Origin of the sequence: Brachybacterium sp. AG952, from assembly GCF_004362645.1 — a bacterium.
GTDB lineage: Bacteria > Actinomycetota > Actinomycetes > Actinomycetales > Dermabacteraceae > Brachybacterium > Brachybacterium conglomeratum.
In genome coordinates, this window is record NZ_SNXV01000005.1 from 122066 (window position 1) to 144167 (window position 22102).

Annotated in this window: 17 protein-coding genes; 12 read left to right on the forward strand and 5 right to left on the reverse strand. The window is 72.4% G+C overall.

The features are described from left to right. Positions 1-56 precede the first annotated feature (56 nt). A complete protein-coding gene (locus DEU31_RS12990) occupies positions 57-1319 on the reverse strand; it encodes an arginine deiminase (RefSeq protein ID WP_133677462.1) in 1263 nt (420 codons plus the stop codon). 111 nt (positions 1320-1430) lie between these two features. Between DEU31_RS12990 and DEU31_RS12995 the strand changes: the two genes are divergently transcribed. Next, positions 1431-2270 carry an aldo/keto reductase gene (locus DEU31_RS12995; protein ID WP_133677463.1) on the forward strand — a complete coding sequence of 280 codons (840 nt, stop codon included), beginning with the start codon at positions 1431-1433 and terminating at the stop codon, positions 2268-2270. After that, complete coding sequence (locus DEU31_RS13000; RefSeq protein ID WP_133677464.1) at positions 2267-3046, forward strand: Sir2 family NAD-dependent protein deacetylase; 780 nt, start codon at positions 2267-2269, stop codon at positions 3044-3046. Before DEU31_RS12995 ends, DEU31_RS13000 begins: the two co-directional genes overlap by 4 nt. 67 nt (positions 3047-3113) lie before the next feature. On the opposite strand, the gene epsC is transcribed toward DEU31_RS13000, so the two are convergent. Together epsC and cysK are read right to left on the reverse strand one after the other, a co-directional pair. Next, positions 3114-3674, reverse strand: coding sequence for a serine O-acetyltransferase EpsC (gene epsC / locus DEU31_RS13005; RefSeq protein ID WP_029360564.1), 561 nt, complete (start codon positions 3672-3674; stop codon positions 3114-3116). Between the two features lie 32 nt (positions 3675-3706). Continuing rightward, a complete protein-coding gene (cysK, locus tag DEU31_RS13010) occupies positions 3707-4636 on the reverse strand; it encodes a cysteine synthase A (RefSeq protein ID WP_062949573.1) in 930 nt (309 codons plus the stop codon). 242 nt (positions 4637-4878) lie between these two features. Here cysK and DEU31_RS13015 point away from each other — a divergent pair, with 242 nt between their 5' ends. Next, positions 4879-6462, forward strand: coding sequence for a DUF5129 domain-containing protein (locus DEU31_RS13015; protein WP_133677465.1), 1584 nt, complete (start codon positions 4879-4881; stop codon positions 6460-6462). A 99-nt stretch (positions 6463-6561) separates the two neighbouring features. Here the strand turns inward: DEU31_RS13015 and trpS are convergent, their stop codons facing one another. Further along, on the reverse strand, positions 6562-7656 hold the full coding sequence (gene trpS, locus DEU31_RS13020; RefSeq protein ID WP_133677466.1) for a tryptophan--tRNA ligase: 1095 nt from the start codon (positions 7654-7656) through the stop codon (positions 6562-6564). A gap of 708 nt (positions 7657-8364) precedes the next feature. Further along, positions 8365-9366: a LacI family DNA-binding transcriptional regulator gene (locus DEU31_RS13025; protein ID WP_010550987.1), complete on the reverse strand. Its 1002-nt coding sequence runs from the start codon at positions 9364-9366 to the stop codon at positions 8365-8367. A gap of 160 nt (positions 9367-9526) precedes the next feature. Between DEU31_RS13025 and DEU31_RS13030 the strand changes: the two genes are divergently transcribed. From DEU31_RS13030 to DEU31_RS13070, 9 genes are all read left to right on the forward strand, one after another. Further along, complete coding sequence (locus DEU31_RS13030) at positions 9527-10807, forward strand: extracellular solute-binding protein (protein ID WP_010550986.1); 1281 nt, start codon at positions 9527-9529, stop codon at positions 10805-10807. Between the two features lie 135 nt (positions 10808-10942). After that, positions 10943-12523 carry an ABC transporter permease subunit gene (locus tag DEU31_RS13035; RefSeq protein WP_010550985.1) on the forward strand — a complete coding sequence of 527 codons (1581 nt, stop codon included), beginning with the start codon at positions 10943-10945 and terminating at the stop codon, positions 12521-12523. A 14-nt stretch (positions 12524-12537) separates the two neighbouring features. Beyond that, entirely contained in the window at positions 12538-13440 is a 903-nt protein-coding gene (locus tag DEU31_RS13040) for a sugar ABC transporter permease (protein WP_133677467.1), read from the forward strand. Between the two features lie 13 nt (positions 13441-13453). Continuing rightward, positions 13454-15481: a glycoside hydrolase family 13 protein gene (locus tag DEU31_RS13045; protein ID WP_133677468.1), complete on the forward strand. Its 2028-nt coding sequence runs from the start codon at positions 13454-13456 to the stop codon at positions 15479-15481. Positions 15482-15554: 73 nt separating this feature from the next. After that, positions 15555-17258, forward strand: coding sequence for an alpha-amylase family glycosyl hydrolase (locus DEU31_RS13050; protein ID WP_133677469.1), 1704 nt, complete (start codon positions 15555-15557; stop codon positions 17256-17258). Between the two features lie 132 nt (positions 17259-17390). Continuing rightward, entirely contained in the window at positions 17391-18650 is a 1260-nt protein-coding gene (locus DEU31_RS13055; protein ID WP_133677470.1) for a carboxylate--amine ligase, read from the forward strand. Positions 18651-18725: 75 nt separating this feature from the next. Then, positions 18726-20000: a carboxylate--amine ligase gene (locus DEU31_RS13060; protein WP_010550980.1), complete on the forward strand. Its 1275-nt coding sequence runs from the start codon at positions 18726-18728 to the stop codon at positions 19998-20000. Positions 20001-20061: 61 nt separating this feature from the next. Then, entirely contained in the window at positions 20062-20568 is a 507-nt protein-coding gene (locus tag DEU31_RS13065) for a YbhB/YbcL family Raf kinase inhibitor-like protein (protein ID WP_010550979.1), read from the forward strand. A 207-nt stretch (positions 20569-20775) separates the two neighbouring features. Then, on the forward strand, positions 20776-22014 hold the full coding sequence (locus DEU31_RS13070) for a glycosyltransferase (protein ID WP_133677556.1): 1239 nt from the start codon (positions 20776-20778) through the stop codon (positions 22012-22014). Positions 22015-22102 lie beyond the last annotated feature (88 nt).

The window sequence follows — 22102 nt, forward strand, 5'->3', positions numbered from 1 at the left end:
GCGCCGCGCTCAGCCGCGACAGCGCTCAGCGGCGTCGGCGATCAGCCGCGTCGCCATCAGCCGCGTGCGACGGGGCAGCTCATGCAGCGCGGACCGCCCCGACCGCGCCCCAGCTCGTCGCCCGCGAACTCGAGCACCTCCACACCCCGGGCGCGGAGGTAGTCGTTGGTCTCCGCGGCCCGCTCGTAGGCGATGACCCTCCCCGGTGCGAGGGCGAGCACGTTGCACCCGTCGTCCCACTGCTCGCGCGCGGCGGCGTAGGCGTCCAGCGGCGGGGTGAGCACCCGCAGGGAGGGGACCCCGAGCCCGCGGGCGAGCACGGCGTCCATCTCGTCGGCCGACCGCGCCCGGGAGACCAGCCGGTCGCCGAGCCGCTCGATCTCGAAGGTCTCCAGCGCCGGCAGGGGCCCGAAGCGGAGCATCGACTCCTCGTCGACGACGGTCGTGACGGTGTCCAGGTGCATCATCGCGCGGCGGTGGGGCAGCGCGATCGCGATCACCCGGTCCACCGCGTCGTCGGCGAGGAGGGCGGCGGCCAGGCGCTCGACGCCGACGGCGCTGGTGCGCTCCGACATCCCGATCGCCACCGTGCGCGGGGACAGCATCATCACGTCGCCGCCCTCGACGCTCGCCGCCCCGGCGCCGTCGCGGCCGAGCAGGCGGCGCGGACCGCCGGGCCCGGCGAAGCGCGGATGGTGGCGGTAGACCATCTCCAGGTGGAGGCTCTCCCGCCGCCGGGCCGAGCGTCGCATGGCGCCGACCGAGACCACGTCGCCGATCCAAGCGGAGGTGTCGCGGGTGAACAGGTGGTTGGGCAGCGGGTCGAGCACGAGGTGCTCCTCCCCCACCCGCTGCAGCGCGATCGAGCGCGGCTCCGCCCCGAGCGACCTCAGCTCGCCGACGGTGATCCCGCCGATCAGCACGTCCGCGAGCGCCTCGGCCTCGAGGTCGGCGAGCCCTCCGCGCAGGTCCTGGACGGCGATGTCGCCGAGCACGGCGGGGTCGAGGGCGCGGGCGAGCAGGTGCTCCCGCAGCCCCACGTCCCGCAGGATGTCGACGAGCAGGTCCCGCAGCTGGAGGACCTCGACCCCCTGGCCGCCCAGGAGGCGGGTGAACTCGTCGTGCTGCGCCTCAGCGCGGTCCCGCCACAGCACCTCGTCGAAGAGCAGCTCCTCGCGGGTGTCCGGGGTGAGCCGCTCGAGCTCGCGGCCGGGCCGGTGGACGAGGACGGTGCGCAGCGGCGAGATCTCGTCGTGCACCCCGTGGGCGCCCGCGGCGGGGGCCGCCTCCGGGGTCGGGGCCGTGCCGGTGCTGCTCATGCTGCGCTCTCCTCGCGGGTCGACGTCCTCGTCGTGCCGGACGCTAGCAGAGCACCGGGGAGGGATGATCGATACGCTGGGAGCACCCGTCACCGCCATCCAGGAGGATCCGTGTCCGAGCTGTCCATCCCCACCACCGCCCTCGCCGACGGCACCGTCTTCCCGCTGATCGGCTTCGGCACCTCCGGCATGAAGGGCACGGGCGGCGCCGACGCGGTCGCGGCGGCGCTGCGCGCCGGCTACCGGCTCGTCGACACCGCCGCCCAGTACGGCAACGAGGCCGCCGTCGGCCAGGGACTGCGCGACAGCGGCCTGGACCCCGACGAGGCGCTGATCACCACCAAGATCGCCGGCGGCGACCAGGGCCGGGAAGAGGCCCGCGAGGGCCTGCTCGGCTCGCTGCGCCGCCTGGGCCTGCCCCGCGTGGCCCTGACCCTCATCCACTGGCCGAACCCGTCGCGGGGCCTCGCCCTGGACACCTGGCGCACCCTCGTCGAGCTGAAGGAGCAGGGCCTGACCCAGCACATCGGCGTCTCGAACTTCCGCCCCGAGCAGCTGCAGCAGCTGATCGACGAGACCGGCGTCGCGCCCGAGGTGAACCAGATCCAGCTCTCCCCCGCCCTGCAGCGGCGGGAAGCCGTCGCCTTCCATCGCGAGCTCGGCATCGTCACCCAGGCCTGGGGCCCGCTCGGCGGCCGCGAGGGCCTCGGCGAGCAGTTCGCGCTGCGCCGCGTCGCCGAGAAGCACGGCGTGAGCACCTCGCAGATCTCGCTGCGCTGGGCCGTGGACCAGGACATCGTCGTGATCCCGAAGTCGCAGGACCCGACCCGTCAGCGCACCAACGCGACACTCGAGGGGATCTCGCTGGACGACGAGGACCGCGCACTGCTGGCCTCCCTCGACCTCGGGGAGGACGCCGCCTGGGACTCCCGCGAGCACGAGGAGTGGTGAGCACGGCCGCTCCCTTCGTCCCGGGACCGGAGCACCGTGAGGTCGTCTTCCTCACGGGCTCCGGGCTCAGCGCCCGCACGGGACTGGGCACCTTCCGCGGCCCGGAGGGCCTGTGGGCCCTCGAGCCGGAGACCGAGCAGGCGATGCACGCCTCCCTGCTGCCGGGCTCCCTGCCGCAGCTGTGGGCCGTGTGGGGGCGGATGGCCTCGATCGCGCTCGCGCACGGCCCCACTCCGGGGCACCGGGCGATCGCCCGCCTCGGTGCGCCGGTGATCACCCAGAACGTCGACGGGCTGCACCAGGCCGCGGGCAGCGAGGCCGTCGCCGAGCTCCACGGCAGCGCCCTGCACGCGGTGTGCCTGGGGCGGCGCTGCGACTGGCGGGCGGTGCTCGCGCCGGGCGAGGGATCCTCCCCCGAAGGCCACGGCGTGCCCGGTCACTGCCCGCGCTGCGGGGAGCCGACCCGCCCGGACGTGGTGCTCTTCGACGAGCAGCTGCCCTCCGCGGAGCTCGAGCTCGCCACGCGCCTCGCGCAGCGTGCGGATCTCTTCGTCGTCGTCGGCACCAGCGGTGTCGTCTTCCCCGCGGCGCAGCTCGCGCCGCTGGCCCGGGAGCACGGGGCGACGACGGTGCTGGTGGACATCGCCCCGCCGCACGGCTCCTCGGAGCTGTTCGACCACGTCCTGGCCGAGGACGCGCATGAGGTGCTGCCCGCCTGGGAGCGGCGCGTCCACCGCGTCGGCGGGACCTCGTTCCTCGATCCCTTCGGCGCCTGAGCGCAGCGGTCCCGGCAGGCGCGCGCGACCCGCGAGGCCAGGGGCCCCGCGGGTCGCCGGCACCGGATCAGATCCAGATCGCCGGGTCGGTGTGCTCCTCGGGATGCGCCGCACCGACGCGGACCGTCGCCGGGATGCCCACGGCGGTCGCCCGGGCCGGAACGTCCTTGACGACCACGGCGTTGGCCCCGACCTGGGCGCCCTCGCCGAGCGTGATCGGGCCGAGCACCCGGGCACCGGCCCCGATCACCACGCCGTCGCCGACCGTGGGATGGCGCTTGACCCGCTCCATCGACCGGCCGCCGAGGGTCACCCCGTGGTAGAGCATCACGTCGTCGCCCACCTCGGCGGTCTCGCCGATCACGACGCCCATGCCGTGATCGATGAAGAAGCGCCGGCCGATCGTGGCGCCGGGATGGATCTCGATGCCGGTCACCGAGCGCGCGCCCTGGGCGAGGACGAGGGCGGGCAGCCTGGCCCCGCGCGCCCAGAGCCGATGCGCCACGCGGTGGGTCCAGATCGCGTGCAGCCCCGGCGAGGTCAGCAGGATCGCGAGGTCGTCGGTCGCCGCAGGGTCGCGGCGGTGCGCCGCCGCGAGGTCCTCCCGGACGCTCGCGACGACGCCCATCACCCGGTCCAGGGCGGCCATGGCGTCCTTCCTCAGTCCGCGTACTGCGCGAACAGCGGAGTGGACAGGTAGCGCTCGCCGAAGGAGGGCACGATCACCACGATGGTCTTCCCGGCGAACTCCTCGCGGGCGCCGACGCGGGCGGCGGCCTCGATCGCGGCGCCGGAGGAGATGCCCACCAGCAGGCCCTCGCCGCGGGCCACGGAGCGGGCCCGCTCCATCGCGGTCTCGGCGTCGATGTCGAGCACCTCGTCGTAGACCTCGCGGTCCAGGATCGAGGGCACGAAGTTCGCGCCGATGCCCTGGATCTTGTGGGGGCCGGGCTGGCCGCCGTTGAGGATCGCGGACTCCTCGGGCTCGACGGCGAAGACCTTCACCTCGCCCTTGCGCTCCTTGAGCACCTGGCCGATGCCGGAGATGGTGCCGCCGGTGCCGATGCCGGCGACGACCGCGTCGACCTCGCCCTCGGTGTCCGCCCAGATCTCCTCGGCGGTGGTGCGGCGGTGGATGTCGAGGTTCGCCGGGTTGTCGAACTGCTTGACCTGCACGGCGCCGGTCTCCGCCGCGATCTCCTCGGCCTTCTCGACCGCGCCCTTCATGCCCTTGGCGGCCTCGGTGAGGACCAGCTCGGCGCCGTAGGCGCGCAGCAGCATCCGCCGCTCCTTGGACATCGACTCGGGCATGGTCAGGACGACCTTGTAGCCGCGGGAGCCTCCGATCATGGCCAGCGCGATGCCGGTGTTGCCGGAGGTCGCCTCGACGATGGTCCCGCCGGGCTTCAGCTCGCCGGACTGCTCCGCGGCGTCGATCATGGCCACGCCGATGCGGTCCTTGACGGAGTTGGCGGGGTTGTAGAACTCGAGCTTGGCCAGGACGGTCGCGCGGACGTCGTCGCCTAGGCGGTTGAGCTTCACCAGCGGGGTGCGGCCGACAAGATCGGAGACGTTCTCGTAAACAGGCATGCGGTACCTCCTCGTCGGGCCCCGCACGGTGCGGGGCCAAGGGTTTCTTGTGTCGATCATAACGGGGCGAGGCGTGAAGGGTCCGGGAGTTCGACGGGCGACCCACGGGACGCCGACGAGAGCGGCTGACGGGAGCGGCCGCGGAGACTCCCGGGGGTTCTTCCGGGGGTCGACGGGAGGAGGGGCGCGACACCGGCGGAGGCCGTCCCCCTTCCCGCCGGTCGAGCCGTTACGGTCGCCTCATGTCCACGTCGCGTCCGTCCTCCGCCGCTCTCGACGCACCCCGCACCCGCCGTCCCTCGAGGGCCGTCCTGCTGCTGCTCGGGCTCCTGGCCGTCCTCCTGCCGGCGGCGCTCGCCCCCGCGCCCGCGCGCGCCGAGCCGCCGGCCTCCGTCGAGGTCACCGACACCACCCGCTCCGTGGACCCGGAGATCCTCGAGCACCGCCTCGCGGAGGTCGACTTCCGCACCGAGGTGCGCCTGGTCGTGCTCATCCTGGACGTCACCGAGCACGACCTGGACCCGGCGGACGACAGGGCGCTGAACGACGCGGTGCTCGACCACGCCCGCAGCTCCGACCCCTCGCTGCTCTCCGCCGACGGGTCGCACTGGGCCGACGGGACGGTGATCCTCGCCCTGGACCCCGAGAACCGGTTCCTCGGCAGCTACGGCGGGGAGGACGTGAAGCTCACCGAGGAGCAGTTCGCCGACGTCCAGGACGCCATGCGCGACCCCGCCCGGGACGGGGACTGGGACCGGTCGGTCGCGGCCGGTGCCGAGGAGTACGCCGCGCTGCTGCTGCGCCCCTGGTGGCAGCGCCCCGCCGTGCAGATCCTCGCCGGCGCGGCGCTCGTCCTCGCCGGCGGCTGGGTGCTGATCCTGCTGGGGCTGCGGCGCGGCGCCCGCGAGAGGGCGGATCGCACGCGCATCCGCCACGACGAGGTGCTCGCCCGCCGCGCCCTCACCGATGCGGCAGGGCGCACCCTGCCCGACTCCTCCCCGTACGCGCAGGCCGTCGTGCGGGATCACGAGCGGTACACGGAGACCTTCGCCGAGGCGGAGCAGCTGCGGGAGCAGGTGCCCACGGCCGAGGAGCGCTCCCGCTCCTGGGGGCTGCGCGGCCGGGACCGGGACCTGGTGCGCCGCTGGGAGGACGAGGTCGAGGCACTCGATGCGGCCGACGACCGGATCCTCGCCGCCGCGGACCTGCTGCACCGCATGGGCGGCTGGCGCGGGAGCTGGGAGCTGGAGCTGCTGCCCCTGCGCGACTCCCTCAAGAGCCTCGGGACGGTGCGCGGAGAGCGCGGGGCGATGTCCGGGACGGAGCAGGTGCTCGCCGACCGGCTGCTGGACCTCGGCGAGCACACCGAGCAGGAGATGACCGCCCTGACGGCGCGGCTGGAGGCCGACGGGATCGACCCCGACTCCGCCCTCGAGGAGCTCGACACCCTCACCCGGGAGCTCTCCGCCGCGGTCGCGGCCCTGACCCGGGCGCGGATCGACGCCCAGGCGGAGGACGACGAGGAGCGGGCCCTGCTGGAGGAGGAGGCAGCGGAGGGCCGCGGACGGCGCTACCGCTCGCTGCGTGCGCTGCGCGCGGAGCTCGAGGGACGCGACGGGCGGAGCCCCGTCGCGGGCGAGGGCTCCGAGGACTTCTGGCGGCTGAGCCCCGTGGCCTGGTACTCCTCCTGGCACGGCTCCTCGGGCCAGGCGCTGTCGGTGCACCGCAATCCCACGACCTCGAGCTCGTCGACCTCGAGCGTCTCCGGCTTTTCCCCGAGCAGCGGCGGCGGGTTCTCCGGCGCGGGCAGCTCGAGCCGCTTCTGAGCCGGCGCCGGGCTCGCCCGCCCTGGCGCGGGCCGCGGACGAGGACGGGCCCGTGGCCTGCCTGCGCAGGTCACGGGCCCGTCCCGTCGGCGGGAGCGGTCAGTAGACCATCCCCATGAACTCGCGCACGCGCTGGAGGGTCTCGTCGGCCGCGGCGTTCGCGCGCTCGTTGCCGGTGCGCAGCACCTGCATCAGGTAGCCGGGATCCTGCTCGAGCTCGGCGCGGCGGGCGCGCAGCGGGGCGAGGTGGGCGTTCAGGGCCTCCGCGGTGAAGATCTTCAGGGTGCCCGCGCCGCGGTCGCCGATCTCCTCGGCGATGTCCTCGGGGGTGCGGCCGGTGGACTGCGCGGCGATCGTGAGCAGGTTCGCGACCTCGGGGCGATCCTCGGGGTCGTAGGTGATCTGCCGGTCCGCGTCGGTCTTGGCCTTCTTGATCTTCTTGAGCGTCTCGGCCTCGCCCATCCGCAGCATGACGGTGTTGCCCAGCGACTTGCTCATCTTGTTCTCGCCGTCCAGCCCCAGGATCGTCGGCGACTCGGAGAGCAGCGCATCGGGCTCGGGGAAGTACTCCTCCCCGCCCGCGTAGCGCTCGTTGAAGCGCCGGGCGATGACGCGGGTCTGCTCGATGTGGGGCAGCTGGTCCTTGCCGACGGGCACGAGGTTGCCGTGGCAGAAGAGGATGTCTGCGGCCTGGTGCACGGGATAGGTGAGCATCAGCCCGCCCATCGCGGACTTCCCGGCGGCGGCCAGCTCGGCCTTGACGGTGGGGTTCCGCTCCAGCTCCGGCTGGGTGACCAGCGAGAGGAAGGGCAGCATGAGCTGGTTCAGGGCGGGCACCGCCGAGTGGGTGAAGATCGTGGCGCGCTCGGGGTCGATGCCGACGGCGAGGTAGTCGGTGAGCAGCTCGCGCACGGAGCCCTGGATGTCGCCGAGGATCTCGCGGTCGGTGATCACCTGGTAGTCGGCGACGATCACCCAGGTCTCCACGCCGGCCTGCTGCAGGCGGACGCGGTTGCGCAGGGAGCCGAAGTAGTGGCCGATGTGCAGGGCGCCGGTGGGCCGGTCACCGGTGAGCATGCGCAGGCCACTGGGGTCGCTCTCGATCTTTCGCCAGATCGCGTCGCTGCGCCGCTGGGCGGCGTCGTAGCTTGAGGGGGCGATTTCGGGGGTCACATCGGCGACGGTATCGGTCATGCCCACCATGCTATCGGCGCCCGCGCGCCCCTCCGACGCGACCGACGACGGCCGGATCGTCGGGTGCCTCACCAGGCCAGGAAGAGCACCAGCACGGCGGTGGAGTGGAGCAGCATCCCCTGACAGCTCACCCAGAAGGCGGGACCGAGGAAGCGCGCCCGCAGGTGAGAGGCGGCGGCTGCGAGGAAGTAGACGACCCGGACAGGACGGCAGCACAGCCCGGAAGTCAGCGGTGAGCCGATTGGTGAGCTCGGAGAACAGGGTGGAGGGATAGCGGCCCGTCACGAGGATCGCGACATAGGACCGCGACAGCTCGGGGTGCGCGAACAGGATCCCAGGAAGGGATCGACCAGCCCGAGCATGGCGTCCGCGACGTCCAGCGCACCATACCCGGTGGTCTCCGGCTCGTACCCCGCGACCTCCGGGACGGCAGCGTCGTGCGGCGATCACCCGCCGACTCGTCCCTGCGCGCTGTGCGTGCCGTGTTCCAGGCATCGGACCTCCCCGACCGTGGTGAACATGTTCAGTGAGCACGTCCACCGAGGTCAGTGCGACCCGAAATGATCGCACATCCGGACGGAGGAGCCGGTTTTCCTCGGCTCCCTTCCAGGGATGGAAGTCAGATGATGAATACCGTGCCGTGCGGCGTTGCCGGGGTCGCTCGCGGCATCCGACCGGAGCGAGGAAGCCCCCGGTCCGCGGCCCGGGTCAGGCTTCGGGGGCGGAGCCGGTGGAGCCGCGGACGACGAGCTGGGGCCGCACCACCACCAAGGTGCGGGAGGGGCGACGGGACTCCTCGCCGCCACTGAGCGCGGCGCGCACGGCCGCGCGAGCCAGGGCGGGCACGGCCTGGCGCATGGTGGTCAGCGGCGGGTTCGTCAGGGCCGACCAGAACACGTCGTCGTAGCCGACCACGGAGACGTCCCCCGGGATCGCCAGGCCCATCGCGCGCACAGCCTCCAGGGCGCCGGCGGCCATCACGTCGGACCCGCACATGATCGCGGTGGCGCCGCGGGCGACCAGGTCGCGGGCGGCCTCGTAGCCCCCGGCGTAGGAGAAGTCGGTGTAGGAGACGGGGCGCTCCTCGCGGTCGCTGTCGGCGGAAGCCTCCTCGAAGACCCGCACCTTCTCGCGCACCGGCCAGGTGCGCTCGTCCCCCACCGCGAGGCCGATGCGGTGGTGGCCGAGGTCCTCGAGGTGCTGCAGGGTGGCGCGCACGGCGTGCTCGTCGTCGGTGGACAGGTAGGCGGCGTCCAGGTCCGGGCGCACGCCGTTGACCAGCACCAGGGGCCTCCCGGCATCGGTCACCTCGCGGTAGTGGTCGATGGGGCCACCCTCCTGGGCGTGGTGCCCGGAGACGACGATGATGCCGTCCACCCCGATCGACAGGAAACGCTGCAAGATCTCTCGCTCGCGTTCAGCGGTCCGGGCACGCATGGCCACCAGGCAGTCGGCCCCGCGGGCGAAGAGCTCGGCCTCGATGCGCTCGGCCCATGAGGTGAAGACCTGGTTGTCGAGGTCGGGCACCAGCACACCGACCAGCGGCCCGGAGCGGGTGGCGGCGGTGCCGACCTCCCGCCCCAGCCGGCGGGCCGTCTCGATCACGGAACGCCTGGTGGCCTCGTTGACCCCGGATCGCCCGTTGAGCACCCGGGAGACCGTGGCCTCGCTCACACCGGCGGCCTTGGCGATGTCGATGAGTCGCGCCATCACACTCATCCTCCCCGGTCACGAGCGTCATCGCGCCGTGTCCGAATCGTGTCCTGCAAGTTCTTGCTGATTCTTGCACAGGACGGCGGCAGGATCTATATTTTTTCCCAATCCGCACGGCCACCGACGGCCAGGTGCACCACGATTCGAAGGAGAAGACGTGCAGATCCGTCGCAAGAACTTCCTCGCCCTGAGCGGCATCGCCGCCACCACCGGTGTCCTCGCCGCCTGCGGCGGCAGCAGCGACTCCGGTTCCGACAGCTCCTCCGGCGCCTCGGACGCGGGCGGCTCCTCCGAGGGCGCGGCGCCCGAGCGCGCCGATGCCGACCTCGTGATCTGGACCGACGAGGTCAAGGCCGGCGCCCTCGAGGGCCCGGCGCAGGACTGGGCCGAGGCCAACAACCTCACCGTCGCGGTGCAGATCGTCGCCGACGACCTGCAGGGCAACTTCATCACCGCCAACCAGGCCGGCAACGGCCCCGACATGATCGTGGCCGCCCACGACTGGATCGGGAACCTGGTGCAGAACAGCGCCATCTCCCCGGTGCAGCTGCCCTCCGGCGCCTCCGACGCGATCGCCCCGGTCGGCCTGGAGGCCGTGACCTACGACGGTCAGACCTACGGCGCCCCCTACGCCGTGGAGACCCTGGTGCTCTACGCGAACAACGAGCTCACCGACGTGCCCGAGCCCTCCACCGTGGAGGAGCTGGTCGAGGCCGGCAAGGCCGGCGGCGCCGAGAACGTGCTGTCCCTGCCGGTCGGCGAGGAGGGCGACGCCTACCACATGCAGCCCTTCTACACCTCCGGCGGCGGCTACCTCTTCGGCGAGGACTCCGAGGGCAACCTCGACCCCTCCGACGTGGGCGTGGGCCAGGAGGGCTCGATCTCCGCGGCCGAGAAGATCGTGGAGCTCGGCGAGCAGGGCGTGCTGAAGACCTCCATCAGCAACGACAACGCGATCTCGCTGTTCACCGACGGCAACGCCGCCTACCTGATCTCGGGCCCCTGGGCCCTGGCCGACATCCGCACCGCCGAGGTCGACTTCACCATGAGCCAGGTCCCCGGCTTCGAGGGCATGGACCCGGCGGTCCCCTTCGCCGGTGTCAACGCCTTCTTCGTCGCCTCCAGCGGCGCCAATCAGGCCTTCGCCCAGCAGTTCGCCGCCGACGTGGTCTCCTCCCCCGACATCGCCGAGGCGATGTTCCCCGGCAACGAGCTGCCCCCGGTGAACCTCGAGCTGCAGGAGAAGCTCTCGGGCGAGTACCCCGAGGTCGTGCGCGTGGCCGAGTACGCCGAGGACGCCTCCCCGATGCCCGCCATCCCCGAGATGGCCGCCATCTGGGAACCGCTCGGTCAGGCCGAGGCCAACCTGGTCGGCGGCGCGGACGCCGAGTCGACCATGACCTCCGCCGGCGAGCAGATCTCCAGCCAGATCGGCTGACCCTCCCTCCGCCATGGCGCGGGCAGCACGCCCGCTCCCCCGGCTCCCCCGGACGGGGTGCGACATCACGGCGTCGCACCCCGTCCGACCGGCCTGCCCGGTCACCCCCGCCACCCCGTGAAAGGCCCCGTCGCCATGTCCAGCCCCCTGCCGCCCGTGCACCGCGAGCGCAGCACCTCGATCCCCGCGGTCCTGGTGCGCATCATCGTCCTCGGCGCCGTCCTCGCCGTCACCGCTTTCACCGTGCCGCTGATGATCCAGCAGCAGCAGTGGATGTGGCTGGCCGTGATGGTCCTGGCCGCGATCGCGATCTTCGTCATCTACTCCACGAAGCGCTTCATCCCCGGGAAGTACCTCTTCCCCGGCACCTTCTTCCTCGCGGTCTTCCTGATCACCCCGATCATCCTCACGGTGGGCTACTCCTTCACCAACTACGGCGACGGCACCCGCGGCACCAAGGAGCAGGCGGTGAACTCGATCCTCGCCAACTCGGTGGTCCAGACCGACGACTCCACCTGGTACAACATGTCGGTCGCCACCCAGGGCGACCCCGTGGAGGGCCCCTTCACCCTGTTCCTGGTGGACCCCGCCACCGGCACCGTCTACTCCGGCGACGAGGAAACCGAGCTGGCCCCGGTGCCCTCCGCCGACGTCACCGTCGAGAACGACTACGTCACCGAGGCCTCCGGCTACACGATCCTCGAGGCGCGCGAGGTCAACGACGCCTACAACGCGCTGCAGGAGGTCGCCGTCCCCGTCGACGAGAACTCCGCGGTGCGGGTGCAGGGCGCCAATCAGGCCTACGTGGGCACCACCCTGCTGACCTACGACGAGGCCGCCGACACCATCACCGACACCCAGACGGGCGCGGTCTACACGGTCGGCACCGTGGGCGACTCCGAGTACTTCGTGAACGAGAACGGCGAGCGCGCCTTCAGCCAGTCCTGGCTGCAGAACGTGGGCTGGTCCAACTACCAGCGCCTGTTCACCGACTCCAACATCGCCGGCCAGTTCCTCGCCGCCTTCGCCTGGACCCTGGTCTTCGCCCTCGGCTCGGTGGCGCTGACCTTCGTGGCCGGCTTCGCCCTGGCGCTGATCCTCAACGACGAGCGGCTGAAGGGCCGCCGCCTGTACCGCTCGATCCTGCTGATGCCCTACGCGGTGCCGGGCTTCATCGCCCTGCTGGTGTGGTCGAACTTCTACAACCAGGACTTCGGCCTGATCAACACCACCCTCGGCATCAACGTGAACTGGCTGGGCGATCCGACGATGGCCAAGATCGCGGTGCTGCTGACGAACCTGTGGATGGGCTTCCCCTACATGTTCATCGTCTCCACCGGCGCCCTGCAAGCGATCCCCGGTGACGTGATGGAGGCGGCCCGCATCGACGGCGCCAGCCGCTTCCAGACCACGGTGAAGGTGGTGACCCCGCTGCTGCTGGTGGCCGTGGCCCCGCTGCTGGTGGCTTCCTTCGCCTTCAACTTCAACAACTTCAACGCGATCGAGCTGCTCACCGAGGGCGGTCCGTTCCTGCCGGGCGAGTACACCCGCGGCGGCACCGACATCCTGATCTCGATGATCTACCGCATCGCCTTCGGCGGCTCGGGGGCCGACTTCGGCTTCGCCTCCGCCGTCTCCGTCGCCCTGTTCGCGCTGACCGGCGTGCTCGCGGCGATCCAGTTCCGGTTCACCAGCGTCCTCGAAGACGTCAACTGAGAGGCGGCCCGATCATGAGCACGCATACTTCGCAGCAGACCTCCGTCACCGCGCAGCGGCGGATGCCCTTCGGCCGCTGGATGGCCGAGGTCGGGTGGCGCCACGTCGTCGGCATCCTCGCCGTCGCCTTCGCGGTGTTCCCCATCCTGTTCATCATCTCCGCCTCGGTGAACCCGCTGGGCACCGTCTCCAGCTCCGGCCTGATCCCCAAGGCCTTCTCCCTTGTGCACTACGAGTCCCTGATCGCGGGCGATCGCGGGCCCTTCCTGCGCTGGTACGCGAACACGGTCATCGTGTGCGGCACCGTCGCCCTGGTGCAGGTGTTCCTCTCCACCCTGGCCGCCTACGCCTTCAGCCGCCTGCGATTCGCCGGTCGCCGCATCGGCCTGCTCTCGCTGCTGCTGGTGATGATGTTCCCGGCGTTCCTGGCGATGATCGCGGTCTACTCGATGGTCTCCGGGCTGGGCAAGGCGATCCCCTTCCTGGGTCTGGACTCGCTGCTGGGCTACATCATCGTGCTGCTGGGCGGCTCGCTCGGCCAGGTGTGGCTGATCAAGGGCTTCTTCGACACCGTGCCCAAGGAGCTGGACGAGGCCGCCATCATCGACGGCTGCTCCCACTGGCAGGTGTTCACCAAGATCCTGCTGCCCACCCTCACCCCGATCCTTGCCACCACCATCCTGCTGGCCCTGGTGGGTGTGCTCTCCGAGTTCCTGCTGGGCTCGATCTTCCTGACCAGCAACGACACCAAGACCCTGGCCGTGGGCCTGTACGGGATGCTCGAGGGCGACCGCTCCAACAACCTGGGCGTCTTCGCCGCCGGCTCGGTGATGATCATGGTGCCGGTGATCATCCTGTACCAGTTCCTGCAGCGCTACATCGTCGGCGGCTCCACCGCCGGCGCCGTGAAGGGCTGAACGGACCCTCCCGATGAGCGATCTCCCCTCCCCCGCCCCGCAGCCGGTCGATCCCGCGATCGAGCCCAGCGGCGTGCCCCTGACCGAGCAGCCCCACCACGACTCCGGCCCGTCCTTCGTGCCGGGTCCGCGGGCGGGCCTCGGCCAGGAGGCCACGCTGCGGGTCTGGGTGCCTGCCGCCTATCCGGCCCGCACCCTGGCCCTGCGGTCCGTGGTGGACGGGGAGATCCTCACCGGGGACCTCACCCCGCGTCCCGCGTCCGACGGCACCGGCACCTGGTGGGAAGCGACCCTGACCGTCGCGAACCCGGTCGTGCCCTACCGCGTCGCCGTGCTCGCCGAGCCCGGTGCCCGCACCGCCTCCGGCGCCCCGGTCCCCACCTACGCCTGGCTCACCGCCGCCGGCCTGGTGCCCTGGGACGTCTCCGACGCCACCGACTTCCGCCTGGTCGCGCACGAGCCGGCCCCGGACTGGGTGGACGACGCGATCGTCTACCAGGTCTTCCCCGACCGCTTCGCCCGCAGCTCCCGCATCCCCGAGGACGCCGCGGGCCGCCCCGTCCCGGAGGACCTGCCCGCCTGGGCGGTGCCGATGCGCTGGGACGAGGAGCCCGCGGTGCGCGGCGACCTCACCGGCGCCCAGTATTACGGCGGCGACCTCGACGGGATCATCGAGCGCCTGGACCACATCGCCTCCCTCGGCGCGGACACCGTCTACCTCACCCCGATCTTCCCCGCCGGCTCCGTGCACCGCTACGACGCCTCCACCTTCGAGGCGGTCGATCCGCTGCTCGGCGGCGAGGAGGCCCTGGTCCGACTCTCGAAGGCGCTGCACGCGCGCGGTATGCGCCTGGTGCTGGACCTGACCACCAACCACACCGGTGACACCCACGAGTGGTTCCGCGCCGCCCAGGCCGATGCCGGGAGCGAAGAGGCCGGGTACTACCTGTTCACCGAGCACCCGGACCGCTACGTGAGCTGGCTGGACGTGCCGAGCCTGCCCAAGCTCGACCAGCGCAGCGCCGCCCTGCGCGCCCGCCTCACGCGCGGCGAGGGCTCCGTGACCGCGCGATTCCTCGACGAGCCCGTGCTCGCCGACGGCTGGCGCATCGACGTGGCCAACATGACCGGCCGCCACGGTGCGGTGGACCTCACCCGCGAGGTGGCCCGCGAGATGCGCGGCACCCTGCGCCGGGTCCGCGCCCGCACCGGCCGGGACACCTGGCTGGTCGCCGAGCACGGCCACGACGCCACCGGGGACCTCGACGGCGACGGCTGGCACGGCACCATGAACTACACCGGCTTCACCCGGCCCCTGTGGGCCTGGCTGGCCGAGCCCGGCAGCGCCCTGAACTGGCTGGGACTGCCCATGACGACGCCGCGGCTGCCCGGCGGTGCCGTCTCCCGCAGCCTGCGCGACTACAACGCGCAGATGCCCTGGCCCTCCCGGCTCCACTCCCAGAACCAGCTCTCCAGCCACGACACGCCCCGCACCCGCACCGTGGTCGGCGAGCGCGGCCGCCAGCTCACCGCCGTCGCCGCCCTGGCGGCCCTTCCCGGGGTGCCCACCGTCTTCGCCGGGGACGAGCTCGGCGCCGAGGGCCTCACCGGGGAGCACGCCCGCACCCCGATGCCCTGGGCCGCCATCGACGCCCTCGCCGAGCAGGCGGGTGATCCCGGGGACGCCGATCTTCCGGTCGATGCCGAGGTGCTGGAGGCCACCCGCACCCTGCTGGGCCTGCGCCGCGAGCACCCGGCCCTGCGCCGCGGCGGCCTGCGCTGGCTGCACACCGGGGACGACGCCCTTGTGCTCGTGCGCACCCACCCGGACGGCGACATCATCGTGCACCTGGCCCGGGACGCCCACGATCCCGTCGCTCTGGACCTGCGGTCCCTGCCCGGCGTGACCGGTGCCCATCCCCTGGCGGCCGTCGGCGGCGCCACCGCCGCCGCGGACGGACCGCTGCTGCACCTGCAGGCCACCGCGGCCGGCGCCACCGTGCTGGCTGCTGAAACGACCACGGAACCGACCTCTGTCTGAGACTCCACGAATCCTCCGGGCCGGCACTCCCCGTCGGCCCGGCGCCCCGCACCGCCCCCATCGGAAGGACACCATGACCACCACCACCTCCTCGCCCGCCCCCGCGACCGCGCAGCCGGAGGCCGGCGCCCCCGAATGGTGGCGCGACGCCGTGGTCTACCAGGTGTATCCCCGCTCCTTCGCCGATGCGGACGGCGACGGCATGGGCGACCTGCCCGGCGTCACCTCCCGCCTGCCCTACCTGCGCGAGCTCGGCGTGGACGCCCTCTGGCTCTCGCCCTTCTACACCTCCCCGCAGCGCGACGGCGGCTACGACGTGGCCGACTACTGCGACGTGGACCCGCGCTTCGGCTCCCTCGCCGATGCCGACGAGCTCATCGCCTCCGCCCATGCGATGGGCCTGAAGGTGATCGTGGACATCGTCCCCAACCACTCCTCGAGCGAGCACGAGCTGTTCCAGCAGGCGCTGGCGGCCGGGCCCGGCTCCCCCGAGCGGGACATGTACGTGTTCGCCGACGGCCGGGGTGAGCACGGCGAGCTGCCGCCGAACAACTGGACCTCGATCTTCCACGGAGAGGCCTGGACCCGCGTCACCGAGGCGGACGGCACGCCCGGGCAGTGGTACCTGCACATCTTCGACACCTCCCAGCCGGACTGGAACTGGCAGAACCCGCGCGTGCACGCCCTGTTCCGGGATGTGCTGCGGTTCTGGCTGGATCGCGGGGCCGACGGGTTCCGCGTGGATGTCGCCCACGGGATGGTCAAGCCCGAGGGGCTGCCGGACGCCGCCGTCAACGCCGAGGGGCTGCTGGACATCCCCGAGGGAGAGGTGCCGATCTACTTCGACAACGACGGGGTGCTGGAGATCTACCGCGAGTGGCGGCCGATCCTGGACTCCTACGAGGGTGAGCGGATGATGGTGCTGGAGGCCTGGATCCCCGAGCACCGGCTGCCGCTGTACATCGGCCCCGAAGAGGCGCACCAGTCCTTCAACTTCGGGTTCCTCCAGGCCACCTGGGGCGTGGAGACGATGCGGGCGGCGATCGAGAAGCCGCTGGCCCTGGCCGATGCCGTGGGAGCGCCCACCACCTGGGTGCTGTCCAACCACGACGTGATCCGGCACGCCACCCGCTACGGCTTCCCGCCCGGCTACCGCTTCGGCGAGGGGCTGGGCCGCGAGGAGACGCCGGACGCGGCGCTGGGCCTGGCCCGCGCCCGCGCGGCGACGCTGCTGATGCTGTCCCTGCCGGGCGCCGCCTACCTGTACCAGGGCGAGGAGCTGGGCCTGCCGGAGGTCGCGGAGATCCCCGACGCGCTGCGCGAGGACCCCGCCCATCTTCGGGCCGGGGTGCCCGGCCGCGACGGCTGCCGCGTGCCGCTGCCCTGGCGGGCGGACGCCCCGGCGTACGGCTTCTCCCCCACCGGCGAGAGCTGGCTGCCGCAGCCGGAGGAGTTCGGGGCGCTGGCGGCGGATGCGCAGGAGGGCGTGACCGGGTCGACGCTGGAGATGTACCGCGCCGCGATCGCGCTGCGCAGGGAGCACGGCCTGGGCCGCTCGGACGCCCCGGTGGAGTTCCTCGAGGACCTGCCCGAGGGCCTGCTGGGCCTGGTGCGCGGCGAGGTGGTGGTGCTGGTGAACACCTCGGAGCAGGAGCTGCCCCTGCCCGCCGGACCAGACGGCCTCGACCTCGCGGACGCGGAGGTGCTGGTCGGCTCCGCCGAGCCCGTGCCCGGCCGGCTCCCGGCCGACGCCGCCGTGTGGCTGCGTCGGCGCTGAGCCGCCGCTGCGCCGGGGAGGAGCAGCACTGACGCCGCCGGCGGATCGCCGGTGAGTCGCGGTGCTCACGTCCGGCCGCGCAGGGCCCGTCCCTGCGCGGCGGGAGCCCGCCTCCCCGCTAGGATCGCGCTCATGCGCCCGCCCTCCGCCCCGGTCGATCCCGGGTTCGACGTCGTCGTCCTCGGCGCCGGCCTGAACTCCCTGAACCTCACCATCGCCTTCCACGCCCAGTACGGGATGCGCTGCACCACCGTGGTGCGCACCCCGGTGGCGATGAACGAGCGCACGGTCACGACGGACCTCGTCACCCTCGGCGCCGACGCGAGCGACGAGGACCTGCGCGATGCGCTGATCGACCTGGCCGCCCAGCGCCCGGCCGGCCGGCCGGCGCTGCTGCTGACCAACGCGGACTCCCTCATCGAGCTGATCGATCGCTTCCGCGCCGATCTGGAGCCGCACTACCTGCTCGCGCAGGTCGACGCCCAGCTGCTGTCGCGCCTGGCGGACAAGGCCGAGTTCGCGGAGATCTGCGATGAGCTCGGCATCGACACGGTCCCCACCGTCATCGTCGACTTCTCCCGGGCCGGGGAGCCGGACTGGAACGGGCACGAGGAGCTGCCCTGGTCCTATCCCGTGGTCGGCAAGGCCGCGAACACCGCCGAGTACCACCACGTCGACTTCCCCGGGAAGAAGAAGGTGTTCTTCCTCGAGTCCGCCGAGGAGCAGCAGGCCCTCGTGCGGTCCCTGCGGGAGGCCGGCTTCACCGGGCGCTTCCTGTTCCAGGAGCTGATCGAGGGGGACGACACCGCGCAGCGCTCGATCACCGCCTACCGCTCCAGCCGCGGGAGGGTGACGCTGCTGTGCGCGGCGCAGGTGCTGCTGGGCGAGCACACCCCCGAGGCGCTCGGCCGGCCCGCCGCGATGGTCACCGGCGACTTCCCGAGCCTCACCGCCGCCGCGGAGCGCTTCCTGGACCATGTGGACTACGTGGGCTTCGCGAACTTCGACGTGAAGGTCGACCCGCGCACCGGCCGGGAGTGCTTCTTCGAGATCAACCCCCGCATCGGCCGGAACAACTACTACGTCACCGCCGCGGGCGAACCGGTGGCGCGGCACGTGGTCGAGGACCGGGTGCACGGACGCGACATCGCCCAGGTGCGCGTCACCCGGCCGATCCTCTACACGATCCTGCCGCTGCGGCTCGTGCTCTCCTATGTGCGCGATCCCGCCCTGCGCGAGCACGTCCGAGGTGTGGCGCGGCGCGGGCTGCGCAACCCCTTCCGGTACCGTCCTGAGGGCCTGTGGATGCGCGCCTACTCGGTCGTCTCCGGCCTGAACTTCGTGCGCAAGTACCGCGCCGTGTACCCGCGCCCCACCGACACCGGCTTCTGAGCGTCCCGCCCCGGCGCTCCTCGCTCCCCCGCACGACCTCTCCCGCACCGCGCACGACCGACAAGGACCCCTCTGATGCCCGACACCCCGCCCCGCCCCTACACCGCCGTGTCGACCCCCGAGGTGGACCTGGTGCTGCTCGGCGGCGACATCGGCATCTACGCCCTGGCCCGCGCCTTCCACGAGAAGTACGGGATCACCTCGACGGTCGTGACCCGGAAGGTCGCCGGCCCCGTCGCGGACTCCTCGATCCTGACCACCGTGGAGCTCGGCATGGCCGCCTCCGAGGAGGACATGGTCGCGGCGCTGCTGCAGGTGGGGCGCGACAAGGCCGCACGCCCCGGCGGCACCCGCCCGGTGCTGCTGGCGAACGCGGACTTCCTGGTCGCGCTGCTGGCCGCGCACCGGGACGAGCTCGGCGAGCTCTTCCACCTGCCGCTGCTGGACGACGACGTGCTCGAGGCCGTCGCGGACAAGGCGACCTTCTCGCAGATGTGCTCCGAGATCGGCGTGGCCACCCCGCGCACCGTCGTGCTCGACTTCGAGGGCGGCACGGCGCCGGAGGTGCCGGAGCTGGACCTCGGCTGGCCCGTGGTCGCCAAGGCCTCCCGCTCCTCCGCGTACAACGCCGTCTCCTTCCCCGGTAAGCGGAAGGTCTTCGAGATCGCGGACCGCGCCCAGCTGCTCGACCTCGTCGGCCGCCTCACGGAGGCCGGCTACCAGGACCGCTTCGTGGTCCAGGAGATGATCCCCGGCGACGACACCGCGATGCTGTCGGTGACCGCCTATGTCGACACCCAGGGCCGGGTCACCCTGCTCGGCGGGGCGCAGGTGCTGCTCGAGGAGCACACCCCCGGCGCCCTGGGGAACCCGGCGGCGATGTTCACGACCGACCTGCCGGAGGTGTTCGAGCAGTCGGTGCGCTTCCTGCACCACTCCGGGTACCGCGGCTACGCGAACTTCGACGTGAAGATCGACCCCCGCGACGGGGTCGGGAAGTTCTTCGAGGTCAACCCCCGCATCGGCCGGAACAACTACTACATGACCGCGGCCGGGGCGAACGTCGCGCTGCCCGTGGTGGCGGACCTCGTCGAGCAGCGCGAGATGGAGCGGCTGGTGCCGCGCGAGGAGATCCTCTACTCGATCGTGCCGTGGCCGCTGCTGCGCCGCTACATCATCGACCCGGACCTGCGCACCCGGGTGCGGGAGATCGGGAAGCGCCGCACCGTGCACCCGCTCGCCTACGGGGTCGAGGGCGCGAGGCGCCGCTTCTACGTGCTCGCCGCGAAGATGAACCAGGTCAAGAAGTTCCTCCAGCACTACCCGCGCCCCTCGGCCGACGGCTTCTGAGGGGCGGGAGACCGGCGCGGTCCGGTCGACTTCTCCGCGCGCCCTGCCTAGGCTGATCGGCATGAGCGAGAACGTCACCGAATCCGACGAGACCTTCAGCCTGACCTCCTCCGCCACGCCGGACGGGACGGTGGTCGCCCCGCCGCAGCTCGTCGAGGCCCTCGGCGGGCAGAACCTCTCCCCCGATCTCGCATGGAGCGATGCTCCCGAGGGGACGCGGTCCTTCGCGGTCACCTGCTACGACCCGGACGCCCCGACGGGCTCCGGGTTCTGGCACTGGGTCGCCTGGGACATCCCTGCCACTGCCGCGTCGCTGCCGCAGGGCGTGGCCCGCGAGGACGCCGGCTCGCCGATCCGCCAGGCCGTGAACGACTTCGGGAACGTCGGCTACGACGGGCCGGAGCCGCCCGCCGGCGCCCCGCACCGCTACCAGTTCTCGATCCACGCCCTGCCGGCGGAGACCCTCGGCGTCGAGCACGGGGCCGCCAACGTCCAGGCGCGCTTCGCGATCTTCACCCAGCAGCTGGCGTCCACGTCGCTCACGGCCCGTTACCAGGTGACGGGCTGACGCACTAGGGGGAAACTCTCCGCGACGCGTCGGGCGCGCCCGGTTCTGGCCCCTGGGCACCGGTCATAGGCTCGGAGCATGAGCACGAGGACCAGGCACGACCAGGCGTCGGAGGCAGGATCAGACCACGGTCTGACCCCTCTCCTCCGCTCGGCGGAGGCGCTCGGCGCGACCACGTGCGAACCTCGAGGGGTGAACGTGACCAGGATGCGCCCGAGCCCCTATCAGGACGCCGAGCCGACCCGTCCCCTGCGAGTGCTCCTCACCACCGACTGGTGGGAGCCGGTGGTCAACGGGGTGGTCGCCTCGGTCCAGACCCTGCGCCGCGAGCTGCTCGCCCTCGGCTGCGACGTGCGGGTGCTGACGCTGTCCCAGGGAATCCGCACCCGGAGCGAGCAGGGCGTCTACCGCATCGGCTCGGTCTCCGCCTCGATGGTCTACGACCGCGCCCGGATCGGCATGCCCGCCAGCCGCCGCGTGCTGCGCGAGATCCTGCGCTGGCGACCGGACGTCGTCCACTCCCAGTGCGAGTTCTCGACCCATGTGTGGGCGCGCCGCATCGCCCGCACCCTCGCCGTGCCGCTGGTGCACACGTACCACACGATCTACGAGGACTACACGCACTACTACTCCCCCAGCCGCTCCGTCGGACGGAAGGTCGTGGAGACCTTCTCCCGCCGGGTCCTGGCGGGGACGGACGCCGTCGTGGTCCCCACCGCGAAGGTCCAGCGGATCCTCACCGGCTACGGGGTCCGCTCCCCCGTGCACGTCGTGCCGACGGGCCTGGACCTCGAGCGCTTCCGCCCCGCCGCGAGCGAGGCCGAGCACGAGGACGTCCGGGCGCTGCGCCGCGGGCTCGGCATCTCCCCCGAGCATCGGGTTCTCGTCTCCGTCTCGCGCCTGGCCAAGGAGAAGAACCTCGAGGAGGTCCTCGACATGGTCGCGGCCGCGGACCGGGCGGACACGGTGCTCGTGCTCGTCGGCGGCGGGCCCTACCGCCCCGAGCTCGAGGCGCACGCCCGGGCGCTCGGGATCGCCGACCGGGTCCGCTTCGCGGGCGTCGCGGATCCCGCCGAGGTGCAGCGCTGGTACCGGATCGGCGAGCTGTTCGTCAGCGCCTCCCTCAGCGAGACCCAGGGCCTGACCTTCATCGAGGCGCTCGCCTGCGGGCTGCCGCTGCTGTGCCGCCGCGACCCGTCGCTGGCGAGCGTGGTCGTCGAGGGGCGCACGGGCTGGCAGTACGAGGACGCCGAGCAGTTCTCCGCCCACCTGTCCACGCTGCTGGACGGCCCGCGCCGACGCGAGGAGATGGCGACCGCGGCCCGTGAGCACGCGCAGGCGACCTGCGGGGCGCAGGACTTCGGTCGGCACGTGCTCGAGGTGTACCGCCAGAGCCTGCGCCGCAGGCCCGCCCGGATCATCTCGCGCCCGGTCGTGACCGCATGAGCACCACCACCGGGACGATCCCCGCGGTCCGCACCGCGCCGACGCGCCCGGCGGCCCCTGCCCGTCGCGTCGCCGTCCGGCCGGTCCC

Bases quoted from the DNA above. Each gene is read 5' to 3' on its own strand.
- DEU31_RS12990 (WP_133677462.1), bottom strand. From the start codon at position 1,319: ATGAGCAGCACCGGCACGGCCCCGACCCCGGAGGCGGCCCCCGCCGCG.
- epsC (WP_029360564.1), bottom strand. From the start codon at position 3,674: ATGGGCGTCGTCGCGAGCGTCCGGGAGGACCTCGCGGCGGCGCACCGC.
- cysK (WP_062949573.1), bottom strand. From the start codon at position 4,636: ATGCCTGTTTACGAGAACGTCTCCGATCTTGTCGGCCGCACCCCGCTG.
- DEU31_RS13015 (WP_133677465.1), top strand. From the start codon at position 4,879: ATGTCCACGTCGCGTCCGTCCTCCGCCGCTCTCGACGCACCCCGCACC.
- trpS (WP_133677466.1), bottom strand. From the start codon at position 7,656: ATGACCGATACCGTCGCCGATGTGACCCCCGAAATCGCCCCCTCAAGC.
- DEU31_RS13025 (WP_010550987.1), bottom strand. From the start codon at position 9,366: ATGGCGCGACTCATCGACATCGCCAAGGCCGCCGGTGTGAGCGAGGCC.
- DEU31_RS13035 (WP_010550985.1), top strand. From the start codon at position 10,943: ATGTCCAGCCCCCTGCCGCCCGTGCACCGCGAGCGCAGCACCTCGATC.
- DEU31_RS13040 (WP_133677467.1), top strand. From the start codon at position 12,538: ATGAGCACGCATACTTCGCAGCAGACCTCCGTCACCGCGCAGCGGCGG.
- DEU31_RS13045 (WP_133677468.1), top strand. From the start codon at position 13,454: ATGAGCGATCTCCCCTCCCCCGCCCCGCAGCCGGTCGATCCCGCGATC.
- DEU31_RS13050 (WP_133677469.1), top strand. From the start codon at position 15,555: ATGACCACCACCACCTCCTCGCCCGCCCCCGCGACCGCGCAGCCGGAG.
- DEU31_RS13055 (WP_133677470.1), top strand. From the start codon at position 17,391: ATGCGCCCGCCCTCCGCCCCGGTCGATCCCGGGTTCGACGTCGTCGTC.
- DEU31_RS13060 (WP_010550980.1), top strand. From the start codon at position 18,726: ATGCCCGACACCCCGCCCCGCCCCTACACCGCCGTGTCGACCCCCGAG.
- DEU31_RS13065 (WP_010550979.1), top strand. From the start codon at position 20,062: ATGAGCGAGAACGTCACCGAATCCGACGAGACCTTCAGCCTGACCTCC.
- DEU31_RS13070 (WP_133677556.1), top strand. From the start codon at position 20,776: ATGCGCCCGAGCCCCTATCAGGACGCCGAGCCGACCCGTCCCCTGCGA.